The sequence below is a fragment of the Sphingobium sp. TomMM7A genome (genome assembly GCF_055397305.1).
The window spans coordinates 1,169,785-1,187,819 of record NZ_AP027311.1 but is presented as its reverse complement, the minus strand read 5'-3'; the positions used below and the strand labels follow the sequence as shown (position 1 = coordinate 1,187,819).

General features: G+C 64.0%; 24 protein-coding genes. 9 read left to right on the top strand and 15 right to left on the bottom strand.

Features of this window, described 5'->3' with window-relative positions; genetic code table 11:
- Positions 1-38: 38 nt before the first annotated feature.
- The 4 genes from ACZ5ZH_RS06050 to ACZ5ZH_RS06035 form a co-directional block, all read right to left on the bottom strand.
- Positions 39-1,421, bottom strand: a complete 1,383-nt coding sequence (locus ACZ5ZH_RS06050) for an MATE family efflux transporter (RefSeq protein ID WP_464775212.1) — start codon at positions 1,419-1,421, stop codon at positions 39-41.
- Positions 1,422-1,458: 37 nt separating this feature from the next.
- Positions 1,459-2,388 (bottom strand): DUF808 domain-containing protein, encoded by a 930-nt coding sequence (locus tag ACZ5ZH_RS06045; protein ID WP_464772494.1) that lies wholly within the window; start codon positions 2,386-2,388, stop codon positions 1,459-1,461.
- Positions 2,389-2,495: 107 nt separating this feature from the next.
- On the bottom strand, positions 2,496-2,741 hold the full coding sequence (locus ACZ5ZH_RS06040) for a hypothetical protein (protein ID WP_464772493.1): 246 nt from the start codon (positions 2,739-2,741) through the stop codon (positions 2,496-2,498).
- Positions 2,738-3,070 (bottom strand): hypothetical protein, encoded by a 333-nt coding sequence (locus tag ACZ5ZH_RS06035; RefSeq protein ID WP_449474644.1) that lies wholly within the window; start codon positions 3,068-3,070, stop codon positions 2,738-2,740. The genes ACZ5ZH_RS06040 and ACZ5ZH_RS06035 overlap by 4 nt, the downstream gene beginning before the upstream one ends.
- 125 nt (positions 3,071-3,195) lie before the next feature.
- On the opposite strand from ACZ5ZH_RS06035, the gene ACZ5ZH_RS06030 reads away from it, so the two are divergent.
- Entirely contained in the window at positions 3,196-3,498 is a 303-nt protein-coding gene (locus tag ACZ5ZH_RS06030; RefSeq protein WP_464772491.1) for a plasmid stabilization protein, read from the top strand.
- Here the strand turns inward: ACZ5ZH_RS06030 and ACZ5ZH_RS06025 are convergent.
- Complete coding sequence (locus ACZ5ZH_RS06025) at positions 3,495-4,259, bottom strand: glutaminyl-peptide cyclotransferase (protein ID WP_464772490.1); 765 nt, start codon at positions 4,257-4,259, stop codon at positions 3,495-3,497. The genes ACZ5ZH_RS06030 and ACZ5ZH_RS06025 overlap by 4 nt on opposite strands.
- Entirely contained in the window at positions 4,256-4,993 is a 738-nt protein-coding gene (ygfZ, locus tag ACZ5ZH_RS06020; RefSeq protein WP_464772489.1) for a CAF17-like 4Fe-4S cluster assembly/insertion protein YgfZ, read from the bottom strand. Before ygfZ ends, ACZ5ZH_RS06025 begins: the two co-directional genes overlap by 4 nt.
- 48 nt (positions 4,994-5,041) lie before the next feature.
- Between ygfZ and ACZ5ZH_RS06015 the strand changes: the two genes are divergently transcribed.
- Entirely contained in the window at positions 5,042-6,373 is a 1,332-nt protein-coding gene (locus ACZ5ZH_RS06015; RefSeq protein ID WP_464772488.1) for a dihydroorotase, read from the top strand.
- A gap of 10 nt (positions 6,374-6,383) precedes the next feature.
- Here ACZ5ZH_RS06015 and rarD read toward each other — a convergent pair whose 3' ends face one another.
- On the bottom strand, positions 6,384-7,241 hold the full coding sequence (rarD, locus tag ACZ5ZH_RS06010; protein WP_464772487.1) for an EamA family transporter RarD: 858 nt from the start codon (positions 7,239-7,241) through the stop codon (positions 6,384-6,386).
- A 41-nt stretch (positions 7,242-7,282) separates the two neighbouring features.
- Positions 7,283-7,504, bottom strand: a complete 222-nt coding sequence (locus ACZ5ZH_RS06005) for a hypothetical protein (RefSeq protein ID WP_196225858.1) — start codon at positions 7,502-7,504, stop codon at positions 7,283-7,285.
- Between the two features lie 152 nt (positions 7,505-7,656).
- Here ACZ5ZH_RS06005 and ACZ5ZH_RS06000 point away from each other — a divergent pair, with 152 nt between their 5' ends.
- The 6 genes from ACZ5ZH_RS06000 (at position 7,657) to ACZ5ZH_RS05975 (ending at position 11,751) form a co-directional block, all read left to right on the top strand.
- The gene (locus tag ACZ5ZH_RS06000) at positions 7,657-8,379 is read left to right on the top strand and encodes a hypothetical protein (protein ID WP_464772486.1); all 723 of its coding nucleotides are present in this window, start codon (positions 7,657-7,659) and stop codon (positions 8,377-8,379) included.
- A 61-nt stretch (positions 8,380-8,440) separates the two neighbouring features.
- Entirely contained in the window at positions 8,441-8,824 is a 384-nt protein-coding gene (gene crcB, locus ACZ5ZH_RS05995; RefSeq protein WP_196225860.1) for a fluoride efflux transporter CrcB, read from the top strand.
- On the top strand, positions 8,821-10,152 hold the full coding sequence (locus ACZ5ZH_RS05990; protein WP_464772485.1) for an RluA family pseudouridine synthase: 1,332 nt from the start codon (positions 8,821-8,823) through the stop codon (positions 10,150-10,152). The genes crcB and ACZ5ZH_RS05990 overlap by 4 nt, the downstream gene beginning before the upstream one ends.
- Complete coding sequence (locus tag ACZ5ZH_RS05985) at positions 10,149-10,808, top strand: HAD-IA family hydrolase (protein ID WP_464772484.1); 660 nt, start codon at positions 10,149-10,151, stop codon at positions 10,806-10,808. The genes ACZ5ZH_RS05990 and ACZ5ZH_RS05985 overlap by 4 nt, the downstream gene beginning before the upstream one ends.
- Complete coding sequence (locus tag ACZ5ZH_RS05980) at positions 10,805-11,059, top strand: hypothetical protein (RefSeq protein WP_464772483.1); 255 nt, start codon at positions 10,805-10,807, stop codon at positions 11,057-11,059. The genes ACZ5ZH_RS05985 and ACZ5ZH_RS05980 overlap by 4 nt, the downstream gene beginning before the upstream one ends.
- Positions 11,056-11,751 (top strand): ATP12 family chaperone protein, encoded by a 696-nt coding sequence (locus tag ACZ5ZH_RS05975; RefSeq protein WP_464772482.1) that lies wholly within the window; start codon positions 11,056-11,058, stop codon positions 11,749-11,751. Before ACZ5ZH_RS05980 ends, ACZ5ZH_RS05975 begins: the two co-directional genes overlap by 4 nt.
- Positions 11,752-11,931: 180 nt before the next feature.
- On the opposite strand, the gene ACZ5ZH_RS05970 is transcribed toward ACZ5ZH_RS05975, so the two are convergent.
- The 3 genes from ACZ5ZH_RS05970 to ACZ5ZH_RS05960 form a co-directional block, all read right to left on the bottom strand.
- Complete coding sequence (locus ACZ5ZH_RS05970) at positions 11,932-12,612, bottom strand: murein L,D-transpeptidase catalytic domain-containing protein (RefSeq protein WP_449473190.1); 681 nt, start codon at positions 12,610-12,612, stop codon at positions 11,932-11,934.
- A 90-nt stretch (positions 12,613-12,702) separates the two neighbouring features.
- Positions 12,703-12,993: a hypothetical protein gene (locus ACZ5ZH_RS05965; protein ID WP_464772481.1), complete on the bottom strand. Its 291-nt coding sequence runs from the start codon at positions 12,991-12,993 to the stop codon at positions 12,703-12,705.
- Between the two features lie 6 nt (positions 12,994-12,999).
- Positions 13,000-14,454, bottom strand: a complete 1,455-nt coding sequence (locus ACZ5ZH_RS05960; protein WP_464772480.1) for a L,D-transpeptidase family protein — start codon at positions 14,452-14,454, stop codon at positions 13,000-13,002.
- 59 nt (positions 14,455-14,513) lie between these two features.
- Here ACZ5ZH_RS05960 and ACZ5ZH_RS05955 point away from each other — a divergent pair, with 59 nt between their 5' ends.
- Positions 14,514-15,431: a histone deacetylase family protein gene (locus ACZ5ZH_RS05955; protein WP_460988088.1), complete on the top strand. Its 918-nt coding sequence runs from the start codon at positions 14,514-14,516 to the stop codon at positions 15,429-15,431.
- Here ACZ5ZH_RS05955 and ACZ5ZH_RS05950 read toward each other — a convergent pair.
- The 4 genes from ACZ5ZH_RS05950 to hisA all read right to left on the bottom strand — a co-directional run bounded on the left by ACZ5ZH_RS05950 (position 15,415) and on the right by hisA (position 18,032).
- On the bottom strand, positions 15,415-15,987 hold the full coding sequence (locus tag ACZ5ZH_RS05950) for a hypothetical protein (protein WP_464772479.1): 573 nt from the start codon (positions 15,985-15,987) through the stop codon (positions 15,415-15,417). The genes ACZ5ZH_RS05955 and ACZ5ZH_RS05950 overlap by 17 nt on opposite strands.
- A 72-nt stretch (positions 15,988-16,059) precedes the next feature.
- Positions 16,060-16,380: a phosphoribosyl-ATP diphosphatase gene (locus ACZ5ZH_RS05945; RefSeq protein ID WP_464772478.1), complete on the bottom strand. Its 321-nt coding sequence runs from the start codon at positions 16,378-16,380 to the stop codon at positions 16,060-16,062.
- A 46-nt stretch (positions 16,381-16,426) separates the two neighbouring features.
- A complete protein-coding gene (gene hisF / locus ACZ5ZH_RS05940) occupies positions 16,427-17,191 on the bottom strand; it encodes an imidazole glycerol phosphate synthase subunit HisF (protein ID WP_196225870.1) in 765 nt (254 codons plus the stop codon).
- Positions 17,192-17,294: 103 nt separating this feature from the next.
- A complete protein-coding gene (gene hisA, locus ACZ5ZH_RS05935) occupies positions 17,295-18,032 on the bottom strand; it encodes a 1-(5-phosphoribosyl)-5-[(5-phosphoribosylamino)methylideneamino]imidazole-4-carboxamide isomerase (RefSeq protein WP_464772477.1) in 738 nt (245 codons plus the stop codon).
- Positions 18,033-18,035 lie beyond the last annotated feature (3 nt).

The window sequence follows — 18,035 nt, the reverse complement described above, 5'->3', positions numbered from 1 at the left end:
GCGCCGCAATATCGACGCAAAGTGCATCCGGGCGCTTTTCAGGATGAGCTGACAAGACCGAGCCGTTCCCGCATCGTCCAGCGCATGAGCAGCAGCAGCGCAACCGCACCAAGGCCGCTGGCGAGGCCCAGCCATATGCCGAGGCCCTTCATCCCGAGCGGGAAGGCGAGGACTGTTCCCACTCCAACGCCGATGATCCAGTAGCCGATCAGCGCGAAGATCATCGGCACCTTCGTATCATGCAGGCCGCGCAAAACACCGGCGGCGACCGCCTGTGTGGCGTCCACCAGTTGAAACAGCGCGGCCACGGCTAGGAAGCTGACCGCCAGCGCCGCCGTTCGAGCATTGGCGGGATCGTTCAGGTCGAGGAAGGCGCCGATCAGCAGGCGGGGCACGGTGATAAGCAGGATGGCGGCGGCCAGCGCAAATCCGAAGCCCAGCAGGAGGGCGAGCCAGCCCGCGCGCCCAATTTCGGCAGCATCGCCGCGTCCCTGAGCGAGGCCGACTCGTACCGTGGCGGCCTGACCTATGCCCATGGGCACCATGAAGAGAAGCGCGGCGATCTGAATCGCGACGGCATGCGCGGCGAGGGAATCGCGGCCGATTAGGCCCATGAGCAGCGCCGAGGCGTTGAACACCGTCGTCTCGAAGCCGACAGTGATCGCGATCGGCAGGCCGAGCGCCCAGACGGCGCGATGCCGATCCCTGTCGTGGGTCCAGAAGCGGCCCATCACCCGATAGCGGCGGAAGCGCCGGTCGATCAGGATCACCGCCAGAAGGCTCAGGAAAAGGAAACAGGAGGAGAGGGTGCTGGCGAGGCCCGCTCCCAGTAGGCCAAGGGCTGGCATGCCCAGCTTGCCAAAGATCAGAACCCACCCCGCCAAGAGGTTGAAGGGCATGGCAAGCAGCATGACGACCACGGCCCAGACCGGCCGCTCCAGCGCCGACATGAAATTGCGCAGTGTCGAGAAGGCGAGGAAAGGAAGCAGCGCCCATTGGAGCCCGCGCATCATAACGCCGGCCTGATGGGCAAGGTCAGGCTGCTGTCCCATGGCCAGAAGGATGGCTTCGCTATGCCAGAGCAGTGCACAGGCGGGCAGCACGAAGAGAAAGGCGGCACGCAGCGTCTGTTGGACCGTGCGGCGCACGTCGCGGACGGAATGGCGGCGGCGGCCACGTTCATTGGCGATCAGCGGCGCGGCTGCTGTGACAAGGCCCATGCCGAATATGAGCAGGGCCTGGAACAGGTTGATGGCGAGCGCGCCCGCCGCGACGCTTTGCGCGCCCAGACGGCCGATCAGCAAAAGGTCGGTCGCGGCTATCCCTGCCCAGGCGACATTGCCCGCGATCATCGGCAGCGCAAGGGCGAGCAGGGCGACGGCCTCGATCCGCCAGGGGGAAGGGTGCTGCGGCGTTCCCATGTTATTCATTGATCGAATGTCCGGCGTGCCGCGTGCTTCAGTGCTTTTTGAATAGGTGCAGCACCGCAACAATGATCCCGCCGATGACCAGCCCGACGATAGCTCCGCCGATTGCGTTCACGGTCCAATCGAGGAAGGGACCGATGGCGGGCGCGGTAGCCGCCACGCTTTGCGCAACATGGTGGATGGCGCCGGGGATCAGGTCCCAGTGGAACTCATGCAACCCGTGAACGATCAGGCCGCCGCCGACCCACAACATGGCGGCTGTACCAACCACGGACAGGATCTTCATCAGGATGGGCATGGCATGGACCAGCCCGCGTCCCACGCTGCGCGCTGTTGGTGACGGGCGTTCGGTCAGGTGCAGGCCGATGTCGTCCATCTTCACGATGAAGCCGACGACGCCATAGACGCCCGCTGTGATGAGGATGGCGACGACGACCAGGATCAGCGCCTGTTCCCAAAGCGGTTCTGCTGCCACGGTGCCGAGCGCGATTGCCATGATCTCGCCGGAAAGGATGAAGTCGGTCCGGATGGCGCCCGAAACCTTCTGGTCCTCCAGCTCTTGCGAACTGTGGGTGGTGAGCGCTTCCTGCGCGACGTCATGCCCGCCTTGAACCGCCTCCAGCAGCTTTTCGACGGCCTCAAAGCAGAGGAATGCGCCGCCCAGCATCAGCAATGGCGGGAGAAGCCAGGGCGCGAAGGCGCTCAGCAGCAGGGCGGCGGGGAGGAGGAACAGCAGCTTGTTACGCAGCGATCCGCGCGCGATCTTCCAGATGATCGGCAGCTCGCGATCCGGCGTCAGCCCCATGACATAGCGGGGCGTCACCGCCGCGTCGTCGATGACGACCCCGGCCGCCTTCGACCCGGCCTTACCTGCGGCTGCGGCGACATCGTCCAGAGACGTGGCTGTGAGCTTGGCTATTCCCGCTACGTCGTCGAGCAGCGCGATGAGACCCGAAGGCATTTGCTGGATTTCCCCTTTTGTCGGTCGATGGCGATGTGCGGCCATTACGGCCCCGTCTCATAGAGGCCGGGTCGGTCAGGGGCAACAACCGCGCCAGTCGGAACAGGTCAGGCTATGCCGCGATAGTTGCCGGGCGGGTCGCTTGCCGGGAAGGATTCGTCCACCTGCTCGTCGATCATGTCCCAGTCGCTTGGGGCGATATGCTGTTCTGCGGGACCGGCGTCCCGGATGATTCCCGACGATCCCACCGGCGCGCGATCATCAAGCTCAGCTGGGGCCTTCCGGTCTTTCCAGCTACGCCATGCCACAGCGCCCAGCCCGCCAAGAAATGCCAGCTTCAACAACCCCTTCATGATGATTTCTCCTGCCTGTCATGAACATGGACCCAGTCGGCACGGTCCTGGGTAACGCCATGGGGATGAAGGGAAAATTCGCCCTCTTCATCGGTGCCGGGTTCAGCATGGTCGCCTCCCGGGTGAGTCGTGACCGCCCACCGCTCCCGAAGCGCGGCGTTGATCATAGCGCGCCATTGAGCTTCGTCACCTGCCTCGCGCATGGCGGGGTCAGGGTCCTTCATGATGGCGAGGATGCTGGCCGCGTCGGCTACGTGCGCCTGCCACTGATCGGGTTCATGCGCGGCGAGATGGCGGGCCAGCCGTTCGATAAGGGTGCGCTGTTCCATAGCCGGGGAACGCCCGCCCATCAGCTTCCGTTCCGCCAGTTTCGTGACGCAAGCGCAGCGTTGTGAACGCGATGGCCGAATGATCGTTGGAAGGCGGTGAGGGGGCTGCTGACAGGAGATGGATCATGCCGCGTGGCGACAAGGGCAGTTATACCGACAAGCAAAAGCGTGAGGCCGAGCATATCGAGGAAGGATATGAAGATCGCGGCGTTTCCCGCAAGGAGGCGGAACGGCGGGCCTGGGCCACGGTGAACAAGGAATCCGGCGGCGGAAACAAGTCCGGGTCGGGGCGGGGGAAGCCTGACACTCATGTTTCCTCGCGCAAGGGCGGGCGAAAGGGCGGCACCGCTTCGGCTGGGCGGTCGGCGGCGGATCGATCTGCGGCGGCGAAGAAGGGATGGGAAACGCGGCGCAAGAAGGCTAGTTAGCGCGCGTCCTTGCTTTGCTTTTTCAGGCGTATCTCGAACAGCTTTGGCCAATATTTACCCGTGACGAAGATGCGGTCGCGCTTTTGGTCATAGGCGATGCCGTTGGGTACGCCTTCGCTATCAGCGACGCCGCTTTCCCGGATGAGGGAGGCTATGTCGATCCAGTCGATGACATTGCCGGTCGCGGGATCGATACGGGCGATGCGGGTGTCATACCAGATGTTCGCCCATAGCTCGCCCTTCACATATTCCAGTTCGTTCAGGCGCTCGACCGGACGGCCGTTGAAGGTCACGGTGATGCGGCGCGTCTCGCCAAGTGTTTCGGGGTCGAGGAAGCGAAGCTGCGAGGTGCCATCGCTCATGATCAGGCTTTGGCCGTCCTGGGTCAGGCCCCAGCCTTCGCCTTCATAGCGAAACTGGGAAAGCGGCGAGAAGCCATTGATTTTCCAGACGAAGCCCTGACGATGGCGCCAGGTTAGGCTGATCAGCCGGTCTTTCCAGTTGACGATGCCTTCGCCGAAATATTGCGGAGCGAGGGTGCGGCTTTCGAGGACCTTGCCGTCCTCAAGCGAGACCTTGCGGATTTCCGACCGTCCTTCAAGGCCGGTGCTTTCGTAGAGGGCGCCGTCGTGGAAGAAGAGGCCCTCAGTAAAGGCCATGGGATCGTGAGGATAGGCTTTGACCAGTGTCCAGGGCGTATCGGCCCATGCGGGCACTGTGATACTGAGAGCCCCGATCAGGGCGAGCAAGAGGCGCTTCATTCGGCGGCTTGCTCGGCGATCGCGGCGGCGAGCCATGGAGGCAGGGTCGCGGGATCGATGTCTTCGACGCGGCGCAGCTCGATAGATAGACCAAGGTCAGGCAGCGCGGCGCGTTGGCGCTTCTCGTCGGCGTTGGCCAAGGGAACGGCGACAAGGCGACGGCTCACCTTGCTGCGATAATGCATGCGGGCGGTGTTTTCCTGACCGACATAACAGCCCTTGTCGAAGTCAACGCCACGCAATTCGCCTGCATTGGTTTCCAGCCATAGCGTTTGGTCCTGACCAAGCTCGCCCGCGCCTTCGAACACGCCGAGCGACAGGCGGTGAGCGCGGAAGGGGGCGGAGGCGTCGTCCGATGCGAGGGGGGCGAGCCAGCGATGGCCGAGGTCGGCGAGGCGCGGGTCGAGGGGCTTGTCAGTGGCTGCGAGCGACCAGTGGACCGCGAGTGATCCCTCCCGCGCGATCGTCACCTTGCGGCGGAGGCGGTAGAGGGTGAGCCGCTTGGCCAGCGCGTCGGCCTGCGCCGCCTGGCAATCGATCAGCACATCGTCGCCATCGGCCCATAGAATGAAGTCGTACAGTGCCTTGCCCTGCGGCGTCAGGAGCCCGGACCAGCGTGGTTCGTCCGCTTTGAGCGTCAGGACATCGCGGGTCAGCAGGCCTTGCAGGAAGGACCGCGCCTCTTCGCCTGAAATTCTGAGTAGCGCGCGGTCGGTTAGGGTGGTGCCGGTCATCGGCTTTAGGTAGGACAGACGCCGACCATATCCAAGCGGCGAGCAATCATGTCCCAGAATTTCGACCTGATCCTGAAGAACGGCACCGTCCACACGCCCGGCGGGTCCGAGCAGACCGATGTCGGCGTGCGCGGCGGCAAGATCGTGGCGATCGGATCGTCCCTTGGCGACGCGGGCGAGGTGATCGACTGCACGGGGCTGGACGTGCTGCCCGGCTGCATCGACAGCCAGGTCCATTTCCGCGAGCCGGGCCTTGAGCATAAGGAAGACCTCGAATCAGGCAGCCGCTCCGCCGTGCTGGGCGGGATCACTTCTGTGTTCGAGATGCCGAACACCAACCCGAATACGGACAGCGCCGAGCGTGTGCATGACAAGCTGGCCCGCGCTCACCATCGCATGTGGTGCGACCATGCTTTTTATGTCGGGGCGACGGCGGACAATGCCGAAGCGCTGAAGGAGTTGGAGCGTATTCCGGGCACGGCTGGCGTGAAGATCTTCATGGGGGCTTCGACCGGCAGCCTGTTGGTGGACGACGACGCGGCTCTGTCGCGTGTGTTGGCGAGCGGCACACGGCGCGTCGCCATCCATGCCGAGGATGAGGCGCGGATGAATGCGCGCAAGGATTTGCGGGTGGAGGGCGATCCTTCCTCTCATCCCGTCTGGCGCGATGATGAAAGCGCGATGATCGCGACGAAGCGCATCATCGGCCTTGCTCGCAAGGCGCGGCGGCGCATCCATATTCTGCATGTGACGACGCCTGCGGAGCTGGAATATATCGCCGGGCATAAGGATATCGCCACCTGCGAGGTGACGCCGCAGCATCTGACGCTGGCGGCGGAGGATGCCTATCCGCGTCTCGGCACCTATGCGCAGATGAACCCGCCGATCCGCTCGGCGGCGCATCGCGATGGCCTGTGGCATTGGCTCAACCAGGGCGTGCCCGATGTACTGGGCAGCGACCATGCGCCGCATACGATCGAGGAGAAGGCGAAAACCTATCCTGGATCGCCGAGCGGCATGCCGGGCGTCCAGACGCTGGTGCCGTTGCTGCTCAACCATGTGGCGGAGGGGCGTTTGTCGCTGCGGCGGTTTATCGAACTGACCTCTTCTGGGCCGCAGCGCGTGTTCGGGCTTGTCGGCAAGGGGCGGATCGCGCTTGGCTATGATGCCGACTTCACGGTGGTGGACCTCAAGAAGCGGTGGACGGTGGGCAGTGATTGGCTTTCCTCGCGCTGCAACTGGTCGCCCTTTGAAGGCATGGACCTGACCGGCAAGGCCGTGGGAACCATCGTGCGCGGAAACCGGGTCATGTGGGAAGATACGCTGGCCAATGAAGCGGTGGGCGAAGCCGTGCGCTTTGAGGCGACCGAGTTCGCCTGAACGCCCCGGCCTACGCCGCCGCCAGCCTGTTCTTGCGGGCGGCAGCGAGGCTGTCTGTCGCGAACAGGATGAGGCCCAGCCAGATCAGCGCGAAGCTGATCAACTGGCCCTGCGTCAGTTTCTCGCCATAGAGCAGCACGCCGCACAGGAATTGCAGCGTGGGCGCGAGATATTGGATGAGGCCGAGCGTCGTAAGCGGCAGGCGCTGCGTAGCCATGGCGAACAGGATTAGCGGCACCGTCGTCAAGGCGCCCGAGAAGATCAGAAGGCTGCTGGTATAGCTATCCTGCCCGAGGCTGATGCCACCATGGCCCCACAGCCATAGCAAATATGCAAAAGCGAGCGGCGCCAGCAGCAGCGTTTCCGCCCCCAAGCCAACCATCGGCGCAACCGGGGTCAATTTGCGGACAAGGCCGTACAAGGCAAAGCTGACCGCCAGACCGACGCTGATCCACAGGGTGGTGAAGGCCGCCGCCGCCATGATGGCCACGCCCACGGCAGCAATCGTGATGGCTATGGTTTGCCCACGCCGCAGTCTTTCCTTCAGCACGAGGACGCCGAGCGCGACGTTGACCAGTGGATTGAGGAAATAGCCAAGGCTGGCAGCGATGACGTGGCCGTTATTGACCGACCAAACATAGACCAGCCAGTTGAACCCGATGAACAGCGCGGATGCGGTGAGGGGCAGGACGATCCGCCTCTCGCGCAATGCTGCGCCAAGCGCGCCCAAGTTCCGCCGTGCCGCCAGGACGCCGACGATCAGGACGAGCGACCATATGACCCGCTGCGCCACCACCTCTACCGGGGTCACGGCGTGGAGCAGCTTGAAAAAGATGGGCAGCAGGCCCCAGAGCCCATAGGCCGCCACCGCAGCGATCAGGCCGGTCCTTAGCTGCTGATCATGCGGGTTCAGAAAATGCCTCCGCCCAGGAACAGGCGGAACGCACCGATCGCCGCGACGATGAGGCACAGGTTGCGGCCGCTGTTACGGGTCGATAATATCCCGATCACGGCGCCAAACAGCGCGATCGGCACCAGCAGCCAGTTGGCGATCCCCAGAAGCGGCAGGAATGCCGGGATCATCAGCAGGAGGGCGAAAAGGCCGATCAGGACCGAGAGGACGTTTAGCATCGCGATGAAATGGGCCTTGTGCCGCCCGGAGACAAGATGGGCGCGGATGCCATTCGCATCTTAATGGCATGGGAAAATTTAGCGATTTACCAAAATCACTAACGAAAAATTAACTCCTGACATTCACCTCTTGTTTACAAAGGAGTTAAGCCATGCCGCCTTTCCGTTCTGTCTATGCCCTTGCCGTGCTGCTCGCGCTGCCATTGGCGAGTTGCGGGAAGGGGGACAAGGAGGCTGATCTTAACGCCCTCGACGCCCAGCTGACCAACAATGCAGTGGACCCGGCTTTGCAGGAAGCATTGGGGGGGAAGATCACGGTCGATCCCAAATTGACGGGTCAATCCGGACGCTCTGCCATTGCGGGTTTACCGAAGCTTAGTGGCGACGCGGCCCAGGCACTGGCCGAATCGGTGAAGCTAGCGGGTGGCAAACTGCTCGCGACCCCTGCTCCAACGGCAGGTGAGGGGAAGGAACCGGCGGCTGCGCTGGCCTCCGCCGCTCAAGGTCAGGACAAGCCCGGCGGCAATGTCTTCTGCCGAAAGCAGCTGGCCTATGGCATGCAGTGGGCCAGCCGACTGCCCGATCCCTTCGGCGTGTATCCGGGCGCTAAACTGACGGAGGCGGCGGGCGCGGACAAAAATGGTTGTACGCTGCGCGCGGCCACTTTTGTGACGCCAGTGCCCCGCCAGAACGTCATGGATTATTATTATACGCAGGCGCGGCGTTCCGGATTTGACGCCGAACACACGGTTATGGGCGGCGATCATGTGCTTGGCGGCACGCGCAAGGACGATGGCGCCGCCTTCCTGCTGGTCTTCACCGATGCGTCGGGCGGGCGGACGAATGTCGATATAATCGCCGACAAGGGACGGTAAGCGCGCAGAAAGGCGCGCGCCGCCATTTTCTTTACTGCGATTTGCCTCTAGGGCGGGCGGGATGAACAATATCCTCCTTGTCATGGGCGGCGGCGCGGTTGGCGCGCTGGCGCGCTACCAGCTGGGCCGCTTTGCCGGTCACATGCTGCCGGGTGTGCAATGGCCCTGGGGCACCTTTGCCGCCAATGTGCTGGGCGGTTTTGCCATGGGTCTGCTTGCGGGCTGGCTGGCACGGTTCGGCAGCGCATCGGGTGAAGCCCTACGCCTGTTGCTGGCGGTCGGGCTTCTTGGTGGCTTCACAACCTTTTCCTCATTCAGTCTGGAGACCGTGCTGATGATCGAGCGCGGGCAGCTGGGCATGGCGATGAGCTATGCCGCCCTGTCAGTCATCGCGGCGGTCGGCGCGCTGGTCCTTGGCCTTGGCATGATGCGGAGCGTCGCATGAAGGGGCGTCCTCCCGGCAAGCCTTCCGGTCCCTCGCGCGGGGGCAAGCCCGGCGGTGGCGCGCCCGGCCGCGCCCGTGGTGGCGCAAAGGCGGCGCGGGCGCGCAAGCCTGATGCGCCGAGGTCACCGGCGAAAACTGCCGCTAAGCCTGCTCCGGCCAAGGCCGCAACGCCCAAGGTTGCTGCGCCCAAGGCTGCTGCTACGGGTAAAGGCGTTTCGCTGGATGTGCGTCAGTTCCGCGTGGGCGCGGACGATGATGGCATCCGGCTGGATCGCTGGTTCCAGCGGCATTTGCCCGACATCGGCTTCAACAGCGTATCGCGCTGGTCTCGCACGGGTCAATTGCGGGTTGATGGCGCGCGCGCCGCGCCGAGCGATCGGGTGGCCGAGGGCCAGCTGATCCGCGTTCCTCCCGCCGAGCCCAAAGCCGCCCAGACCGCCAAGCCGCGCCGCGTTCGGCCGGAATTGAGCGAAGATCAGATCAGTTTCGCACAGAATATGGTGATCCATCGTGACGCGCAGGCGATCGTCATCAACAAGCCGCCGGGCCTGGCGACGCAGGGCGGCACCAAGACTGACGAGCATGTCGATGGCCTGCTCGACGCTTTGGAATATGAGCTGGATCAGCGGCCCAAGCTGGTCCACCGGCTGGACAAGGATACGTCCGGCGCGTTGCTGGTCGCCCGCACGGCGCGGTCGGCAGCCTATTTCGCCAAGGCCTTTTCCAGCCGCACCGCGCGCAAGGTTTATTGGGCGATCGTCATGGGCGTGCCCTCGATCAATGACGGCATGATCGAACTGCCCATCGCCAAGCAGCCCGGTACGGGCGGCGAGAAAATGCATGTCGATGAGGAAGAGGGCTTGCCCGCCCGCTCGCGCTACCGCGTGATCGAACGCGCGGGGAACCGGGCCGCCTGGGTCGAACTGCAACCGCATACGGGCCGCACGCACCAGTTGCGCGTGCATATGGCGGCTATCGGGCATCCGATTGTCGGCGACGGCAAATATGGCGGCAAGGAAGCGTTCCTGTCGGGCTCGATCAGCCGGAAGATGCACTTGCATGCCCGCCGCATCCGTGTCGATCATCCCGATGGTGGCCGGGTCGATGTGCGCGCCGACCTGCCCGAGCATTTCGCGGCGAGTCTGATTTCGCTGGGCTTCGACATCAACGCGGGCGACCTGCCGCTGGACGAGGAAATCGCCCGCGCGCCGACCCGCGAGGATGAGAAGAAGGCGGCGCGTGCCCATGCCAAGCAAGTGCGCAAGGAGCGTCGTGGCGAACGGCGGTCGCGCGGATCGGGTGGTAGCGGGAGCCCCCGCAAGAAATGAGCAACCGCCTTGTCGTTTTCGATTGCGACGGCACTCTGGTCGATAGTCAGCATAGCATCTGCGCCGCCATGACGCTGGCGTTTGAGGGCGAGAAGCTGGCTGCGCCTGACCGGAATACGATCCTGTCCGTGGTCGGCCTGTCGCTGCCGTTGGCGATCGCGCGACTGCTGCCGGAAGCGGAGGCGGATTTCCATGACCATCTGTCGGAAAGCTATAAGCGCGCTTTTCAGCAGATGCGCCGCGATAATGCGGTGTCGGAGCCGCTCTATCCGGGGATAGCCGAGTTGATCCGGGAACTGGATGCCGACGGATGGCTGCTGGGCGTGGCGACGGGCAAGTCGGATCGTGGGCTGACTCTCTGCTTGGCACATCATGGCATTGATGCGCATTTCGTGACGCTTCAGACCGCCGACCGGCATCCGTCCAAGCCGCATCCGTCGATGCTGCTGACCGCCATGGCAGAAGCGGGCGCGAGTCCGGAGACGACGGTGATGATCGGCGACACCAGCTATGACATCGACATGGCGCTGAGCGCGGGGACGAGGGCTTTGGGGGTCGGCTGGGGCTATCATCTGCCCGCCGATCTCATTGCGGCTGGCGCGCACGCCGTGGCGATGGACAGCGATGAACTCAGGAACCATATCCGCGCAGCATGACCGACTTTCCTCCTCTCCCGCCCGTCGATCCTGAAAAGGTCGCGCGCCAGCGTCACTTCGCGCTTGGCATGTTCCGCCTTTCGGGTGCCCTGCTCGTGATGTTCGGCTTCCTCATCCTGATGGAGCGTTTTAGCTGGGTGCAGGGCAGCAAGGCCAAGGCGATGGGCATGATCTTCGTGCTGGTCGGCCTGTTTCAGTTCATCATCGTGCCGCGTCTGCTGCTGGCCCTGTTCCGGAAGCCGCCGCAATGAGGCGCTTCTACAAGGATGTCGCGGTGATTTCCGGCGAGGCTGGGCATGAGATCCAGCTGGACGGGCGTCCGGTGCGAACGCCCGCGCGCGCGGCGCTGGCGTTGCCGACCACGGGATTGGCGGAGGCTGTGGCCGAGGAATGGCGCGGCCAGGGTGATATGGTCGATCCGCGCTCTATGCCCTTCACGGGCCTTGCCAACGGGGCCATCGACCAGATTGCGCCCAATCGCGAGAGCTTCGCTTCGGGCATCGCCAATTATGGAACCAGCGACCTGCTCTGCTATCGCGCCGAAGGGCCTGCGGAACTGGTGTCGCGGGAGGCGGCGGCGTGGGACCCGCTGCTGGACTGGGCGCGGCGGCGTTATGACGTCACGTTTCGCGTGACCCAAGGCATCATTCCGGTCGATCAGCCGCCAGAGACTTTGGAGCGGCTGGATGCGGCGGTGAAAGTCTATGATCCTTTCACGCTAGCGGGATTGTCCACGCTCGTGACCCTGTCGGGTTCGCTGGTCTGCGGCCTGGCGATCGTCGAGGGCGGACATGATGCCGATGCGATCTGGACCGCGTCAGAAATAGATGAGGCTTGGGAAGTCGAACAGTGGGGCGAGGACGCAGAAGCCGCGGCCCGATCAGCCAGACGGCGGGATGAGTTCGCCGTGGCCCGACGCTTTTGCGAGTTGGTTGCGCGATAGATCAGAGTTGGATTTAACCGGCACCACCTTTTAATCCCGTTCGGGCTGAGCTTGTCGAAGCCCTCCACTTTCTTAAAAGAAATAGAGCCCTTCGACAGGCTCAGGGCGAACGGGGTGAGGAAAAGCTGATTAACTAGAGCGGGGGTCTAAGATTCTTGCCAGCGGTGCGTGCGCCCCTCTTCAAGCGCCCATTGCCGTGAGCTTGTTCGCATAAACCATGCGGCCCGGGCCAAGCAGCCCGAGCAGTTGCGGCAACATGTGCTGGGCGACGGCGAAGCAGCCTTCGCTGCGGCCGATTTTGCCCCATGACGCGATATGATCTTCGCTCACATAGTCGGCGCCGTGGATCACGATGGCGCGCATCTCGGCATTGTTGTTCTGCGAATCGAGCCCTGCCAGCCGCATGGCGCGGCCGTGCTGTCCTTCGTAAATTTGTCCGGTCTTGTACGCGCCCGCCGAACTCGCCAGCGAATTGGGTTCGTTGGAGAATGTTTGCAGCCAACCGGAATGTCCCGGATCGGACCCCCGGCCATGAGCCACCAGATAGGAGCTGGAATGACCGCCGACGAGATCGACGATGTGGAAGCGCAACTCACGCGAAGGGGCGTTGAAATCGGCCAGCGCGATCCGGTCGCGCAGCTCGAACATATGGGCATGTTCGTCCAGCGCCGCCTTTGCCCGGTCCAGCAGCCGAGCATAGGGTTGCTGCGCCAAGGGCGTAACCGGATGCGGGGTAACAGGCGGCGGCACTGGTGCGGCAGGCTGTGGCATGGCCGTCACGGCCGCGCGTCCGGCGCTGTCTGCTAGGAATGAAAAGGCGAGTCCGCTTAAAGCGGCCTTCGTAAAACTGCGACGATCCATGAATCGCAATATAGCAAAGCTCTGCGCCCGCTTAAAGGGCAGGGTGCAAATGGGCGGCCGCCGTTCGTCCGAAGGCGGCCAGCCTTCGGCTCAATTGGACGAGTTGCTTCCCTCGGCCGACTGGTCCAGCCGTGCGGTCATGCCGGTGGCTTCCGCATCGTCCTGGATCTGCTGTTTCTCGGTAATGCTTGGCGGCGGCGCGGGTTCCGGGGCTTGCACAGCGTTGTTGGCTGGCGGCAGCGGAGCTTCCGGTTCCTCGATGATTACATTTTCAACCGGAGGTTCGACCATATTGTTAGTCGCGGGCGTTTGCTCTTCCTTTTTCCCGCAGGCGGAGAGGGCGAGGGCGCCAGCGAGGACGGCGAGGGCAATCTTGCGCATGGGGTCTTAGTCCTTCGATGCGATGGTGGGCGCCGGGGCGGCGGTGGGATCTAGCCGGCGGCTGGATGCCTCGATCTTCTGGGCGAGCAGCTTGTCCCAGCCATAGGGGTCAGACCGGAAGTTCATGGTGCCGTTGCTGCTGGCGAAGGCGGTCCAGTAGAGCAGATACACCGCCACTTCCTTGGGCAATTGCACGCGCTGCGTCTTGCCGGTGTCGATCAGCGATTGCACCTTGCCAGCGAGGTTGGGGTCGCTTTGCAGCATCAATTCCGCGAGCGGAACGGGCTTTTCAAGCCGGATGCAGCCATGGCTCGCGAGCCGGTCATAGCTTGAGAATTTCGCGCGGGCAGGCGTGTCGTGCAGATAGACGGCGAAGGGATTGTTGAAGTCGAACTTCAACCGCCCGAGCGCGCTGCCGGGACCCGCTGGCTGAACGATCCGCTCCCCGGTCTCAGGCGTGCCGACGATCTTGTAGCCCTGGCGCAGCAGGGCGGCGCGGCCCTTGGGCCACAATTCCTTCTTCGCGATGGAGGAAGGCACGTTCCATGGCGGATTGACGACGATCGAATGGATGCTGGATGTCAGCATCGGCGTCGCATTGTCGGGCGATCCGGTGACCGCTCGCATAGAGGTGACGGGCTGATCGCCTTCGAACAGGGTGAGAACGGCGGCGGCGATGTTCACCTGCACGCGGTTGACCGGCAGCTGGCGCGGCATCCAGCGCCAGCGTTCCATATTCGCCATGATGGCGGCGATGCGCTCCTCCACCGGAACATTGAGTTCCTTGAGCGTGCGGGCGTCCAGCAGGCCGGTGGGATTCAACCCATAGCGGCGCTGCGCCCGCTGAAGCGCGTCGGACAGCTTTTCGTCGGGCTGAACGCTCTTGTCCTCGATGGCGAGGCGTTTGCGCACCGCATCGGGCGCGGATTTCGCGCCGAGGACTGGCCAGCCCCCGGCGCCTCGGATTTGCTCATAATTGGCAAGGCCCCGGCGCAGCCCCTCATAGCCCGAATAGGGCGGCGTCAGGCTGGCCGCCCATTGCGGCAGGCGGTCTTCGGCAATGGCGCGGGCAAGGCCGGGGCGCGGATCGACGGCCGCAGGGCGCAAGGCCCAGATGTCCAGGAAGTCGGCGGTATCGACCCTGCCGGTGCTGAGCGCCTTGGCCCTGTCGAGAACGGCGGTGACCAACCCGTCCCCACTCAGGACGCTGGTCGCCTTGTTGCGCGCCATCAGGCCCTGTTCAGCGCCGCCCTTCAGCCAATAGTTGAGCCAAGCCTGCTGCGCGGCCGATGGAGCCGGAATCGGCACCGGCGGCGGCGTCACCACGGCGGGCGGCGCGATGACCGGCGGAGCGGGCGCGGGCAGCGTCGGCACAACTGCAGGCGGCTGCGCGAGCACAGGTGTCGCGGCAAGGCCCATGAGGGAGCTGAGGCTGAGACGGATCAAATTGGGACGGTTCATGCTGGACCAGATAGCGCAAAGCCCTCATCGTTCAAACTTATGATCGCGGAAAAAAGATGATGCTCCATGTCGTTCACCATCCTGCCTATGTTTCCCCTGCCACAGGCGGCAGCCGCTTTCGTTTTGATAAATATGGGCTGGTTATGGAAGCACTTAGGGTAAGTGGCGCCGCCTTTACCGTCCATGAACCCGCGATCATGCCCCGCCACTGGATAGAAGCCGTCCATGACGAGGCCTATGTGGAGGAGGTTGCCAGTCTGAATGTGCCGCCCGAAAAGGAACGGCGGATCGGTTTTGCGGTGAATGATCGGGTGATGCTGCGGTCGATGCTGTCTCCCGGCGGAACCTGGGCGGCGGCAAAGCTGGCGATCGTTCATGGCTATGCCGCCAACGCGGCCGGGGGCAGCCATCATGCGCTTTACGAGAGCGGCGCGGGCTATTGCGTGTTCAATGACCTGGCCATCGCGGCGAATCGCCTGATCGGGGAAGGGGATGTGCGGCGGGTGTTGATTGTCGATCTCGACGTGCATCAGGGTGATGGCACCGCACAGCTGATGGAGGGGCGGGACGATGTTTTCACGCTGTCCGTCCATGCGGAGAAGAATTTCCCCGTGCGCAAGATGCGGTCGTCGCTGGACGTGGCGCTTCCCGATGGCGTGGGCGACGCGGATTATCTCGCGGCGTTGATGGAAGTGCTGCCCCAGACGCTGGATAGTTTTGGCCCTGACCTGATCCTGTACCAGGCCGGTGTCGATCCGCATGCTGACGACAGGCTGGGGCGATTGGCGCTGAGCGATGCGGGGTTGGAAGAGCGGGACCGCACCGTCATGCGGGAAGCGCGTCGCCGGGGCGTCCCGCTCGCCAGTACCATGGGTGGGGGTTATGGCGAGGACAGGATGGTGGTGGCAGAGCGTCACGCCGCCTGCATGATCCGGCTGGCGGAGGAGGCGGGTACGAGGCTTAGTGCATCGTCGTAGCGTTAACCGATGCGGCAGGAGCCGTCACGATCAGTCGAGCCGCGATAAGTCCTGCGGCAGCCAGCGCGATGAAGTCGCTGAATGCGAGGTAGAGACTATATCCCCAATGCGCGTGGTTGAAGACGGCTTGGCCTATGTCCAGCCACAGCACGGCCGCGAGCGCGGAAAGCAGGGCGATACGCGCCCGGTTGCCGAAGTCCGCCGCCGCGAATCTCAGCGCCAGGGCGATGAGTACCCCGGTGATCAGGGCCAGGATGAGCCCGCCGATCAGCGCGGCACTATCCGTCACCGGAAAGCCGCTATTGTTGTAGAAGATCGTCGCGATTGGTCCCTTGCCATATAGGACGGTGCCCTGCGCGGTCGCCGGATCGGGGACGATATAGACGCCGGTTCCGGTCTGCGTCAGAGACTGCGCCAGTGCCGCCTGAAGGTTCGCGCCGGGCGCTTCACCCGTGCGGTGAAAGGCAAGAGCGCTGAGCGGCGTCTGCCAGAAGAGGAAGCGGATCACGAAAAGAGCGAAGCCGCCCAATATGCCGCCCGCGATCGTTCTTACCATGCCGTCGTTCTCCCTGTTTGCCTTGAGGCAGATCAGGAAACGCCGATGGGCGGATTTCTTTCCGGCTGTGTATCAATCTCGCGGGCGCGCAGCCTTCTCCGCGATCCCGGATACGCCTTCCCGGCGGTCCAGTTCATCGAGTACAGCGTCCAGCGGAATGTCGAGGTCTGCCAGGAGAACCATCAGGTGGAACAGCAAATCCGCGCTTTCGCCGATCACGCCTTCGCGATCGGATGCCATGGCGGCGATCACCGTCTCCACGGCTTCTTCGCCGACCTTCTGCGCGATCTTGCCCCGGCCTCGTGCGGTCAGCTTGGCCACATAGGATTGGGACGGGTCAGCGGCACGCCGTCGCCGGATGGTCTTTTCAAGATCGAAGAGTGTCGAGCGCATGCTGTCCATCAAGCCTTCACCGCCAAATGCGTCAATGAAAAGTTGTTCATCGCGAACGGACGGGCACGCCCGCAGCGGCAAGCGCCTGGTGCGCTTCGGCTACCGTGTGCTGGCCAAAGTGGAAGATGGAGGCGGCGAGCACTGCGCTGGCATGACCTTCGATCACGCCTTCGACCAGATGCTGGAGCGTGCCGACACCGCCGCTGGCGATAACGGGAACGGAAACCGCGTCGGCGATGGTGCGGGTGAGGGCGAGGTCATAGCCTTGTTTCGTGCCGTCCCCGTCCATGGAAGTGACGAGCAGTTCGCCCGCACCGAGTTGCGCCAGCCTTACCGCATGTTCGACCGCGTCGATGCCGGTCGGCTTGCGACCGCCATGGGTGAAGATTTCCCAGCGGTTGTTGCCGACGCGCCGGGCGTCGACCGATCCGACGATGCACTGGCTGCCGAAGCGGTCGGCGATGTCGGCCACGACTTCGGGGCGCGCCACTGCGGCGCTGTTGACGGCCACCTTGTCGGCGCCCGCGAGCAGCAGGGCTCGCGCATCTTCCGGGCTGCGCACGCCGCCGCCGACGGTGACGGGCATGAAGCAGACTTCAGCGGTGCGGCGCACCACGTCCAATATGGTGCCGCGCGCCTCATGGGTGGCGGTGATGTCGAGGAAGCACAGCTCGTCCGCGCCAGCCGCGTCATAGACCCGCGCCTGCTCGACTGGATCGCCAGCGTCGCGCAGGTCGACAAAGTTCACGCCCTTGACCACGCGGCCATTGGCGACGTCCAGACAAGGGATGACGCGAGTGCAGACGGTCATGCTTCGATTTCCCAACATCCGTTCGGTTCGAGCGTAGTCGAGAACTGCTGAGTTAGGGCTTCTCGACTGCGCTCGAAGCGAACGGCGGGGAGGAGCCGGTTCATCACGCCGCCGCCTTCGCGATCGCCAGCGCCGCCTTCAGGTCCAGCCGCCCATCATAAAGCGCGCGCCCGGTGATGACGCCTTCGATGCCTTCGTCGGCATGCAGGCTGAGCACGCGAATGTCCGCGATCCCCGCCACGCCGCCGCTGGCGATGACCGGAATATCCGTGCCGCGCGCCAACTCGACGGTCGCGTCGATATTGCACCCCTTGAGCAAGCCGTCCCGGCCTACGTCCGTGAAGAGGAGGCTGGCGACGCCCGCATCCTCGAACCGGCGGGCGAGGTCCGCGACGGGCATGTCGGACTTTTCGGCCCAGCCATCGGTCGCAACGAACCCATCCCGTGCATCGACGGCTACGACAATCCCGCCGGGAAAGTCGCGCGCCGCCGCCTTGACGAAGGCCGGGTCCTTGAGCGCAGCGGTGCCGATCACGATGCGCGACACGCCAAGGTCGAACCAGCGCTCCACAGCCTCGCGATTGCGGATGCCGCCGCCTAGCTGGACATGGCCGGGGAAAGCTTCGACGATGCGCTCCACTGCTTCGGCATTGACCGCATGGCCCGCAAAGCTGCCATCGAGGTCCACGACATGCAGATGCTCGGCCCCTGCCTCCGCGAAGATCAGCGCCTGCGCGGCGGGATCGTCGCCATAGACGGTGGCGCGGTTCATGTCGCCCTCGGCCAGACGGACGACCTGTCCGCCTTTGAGGTCGATTGCGGGAAAGATGATCAGGCTCATATC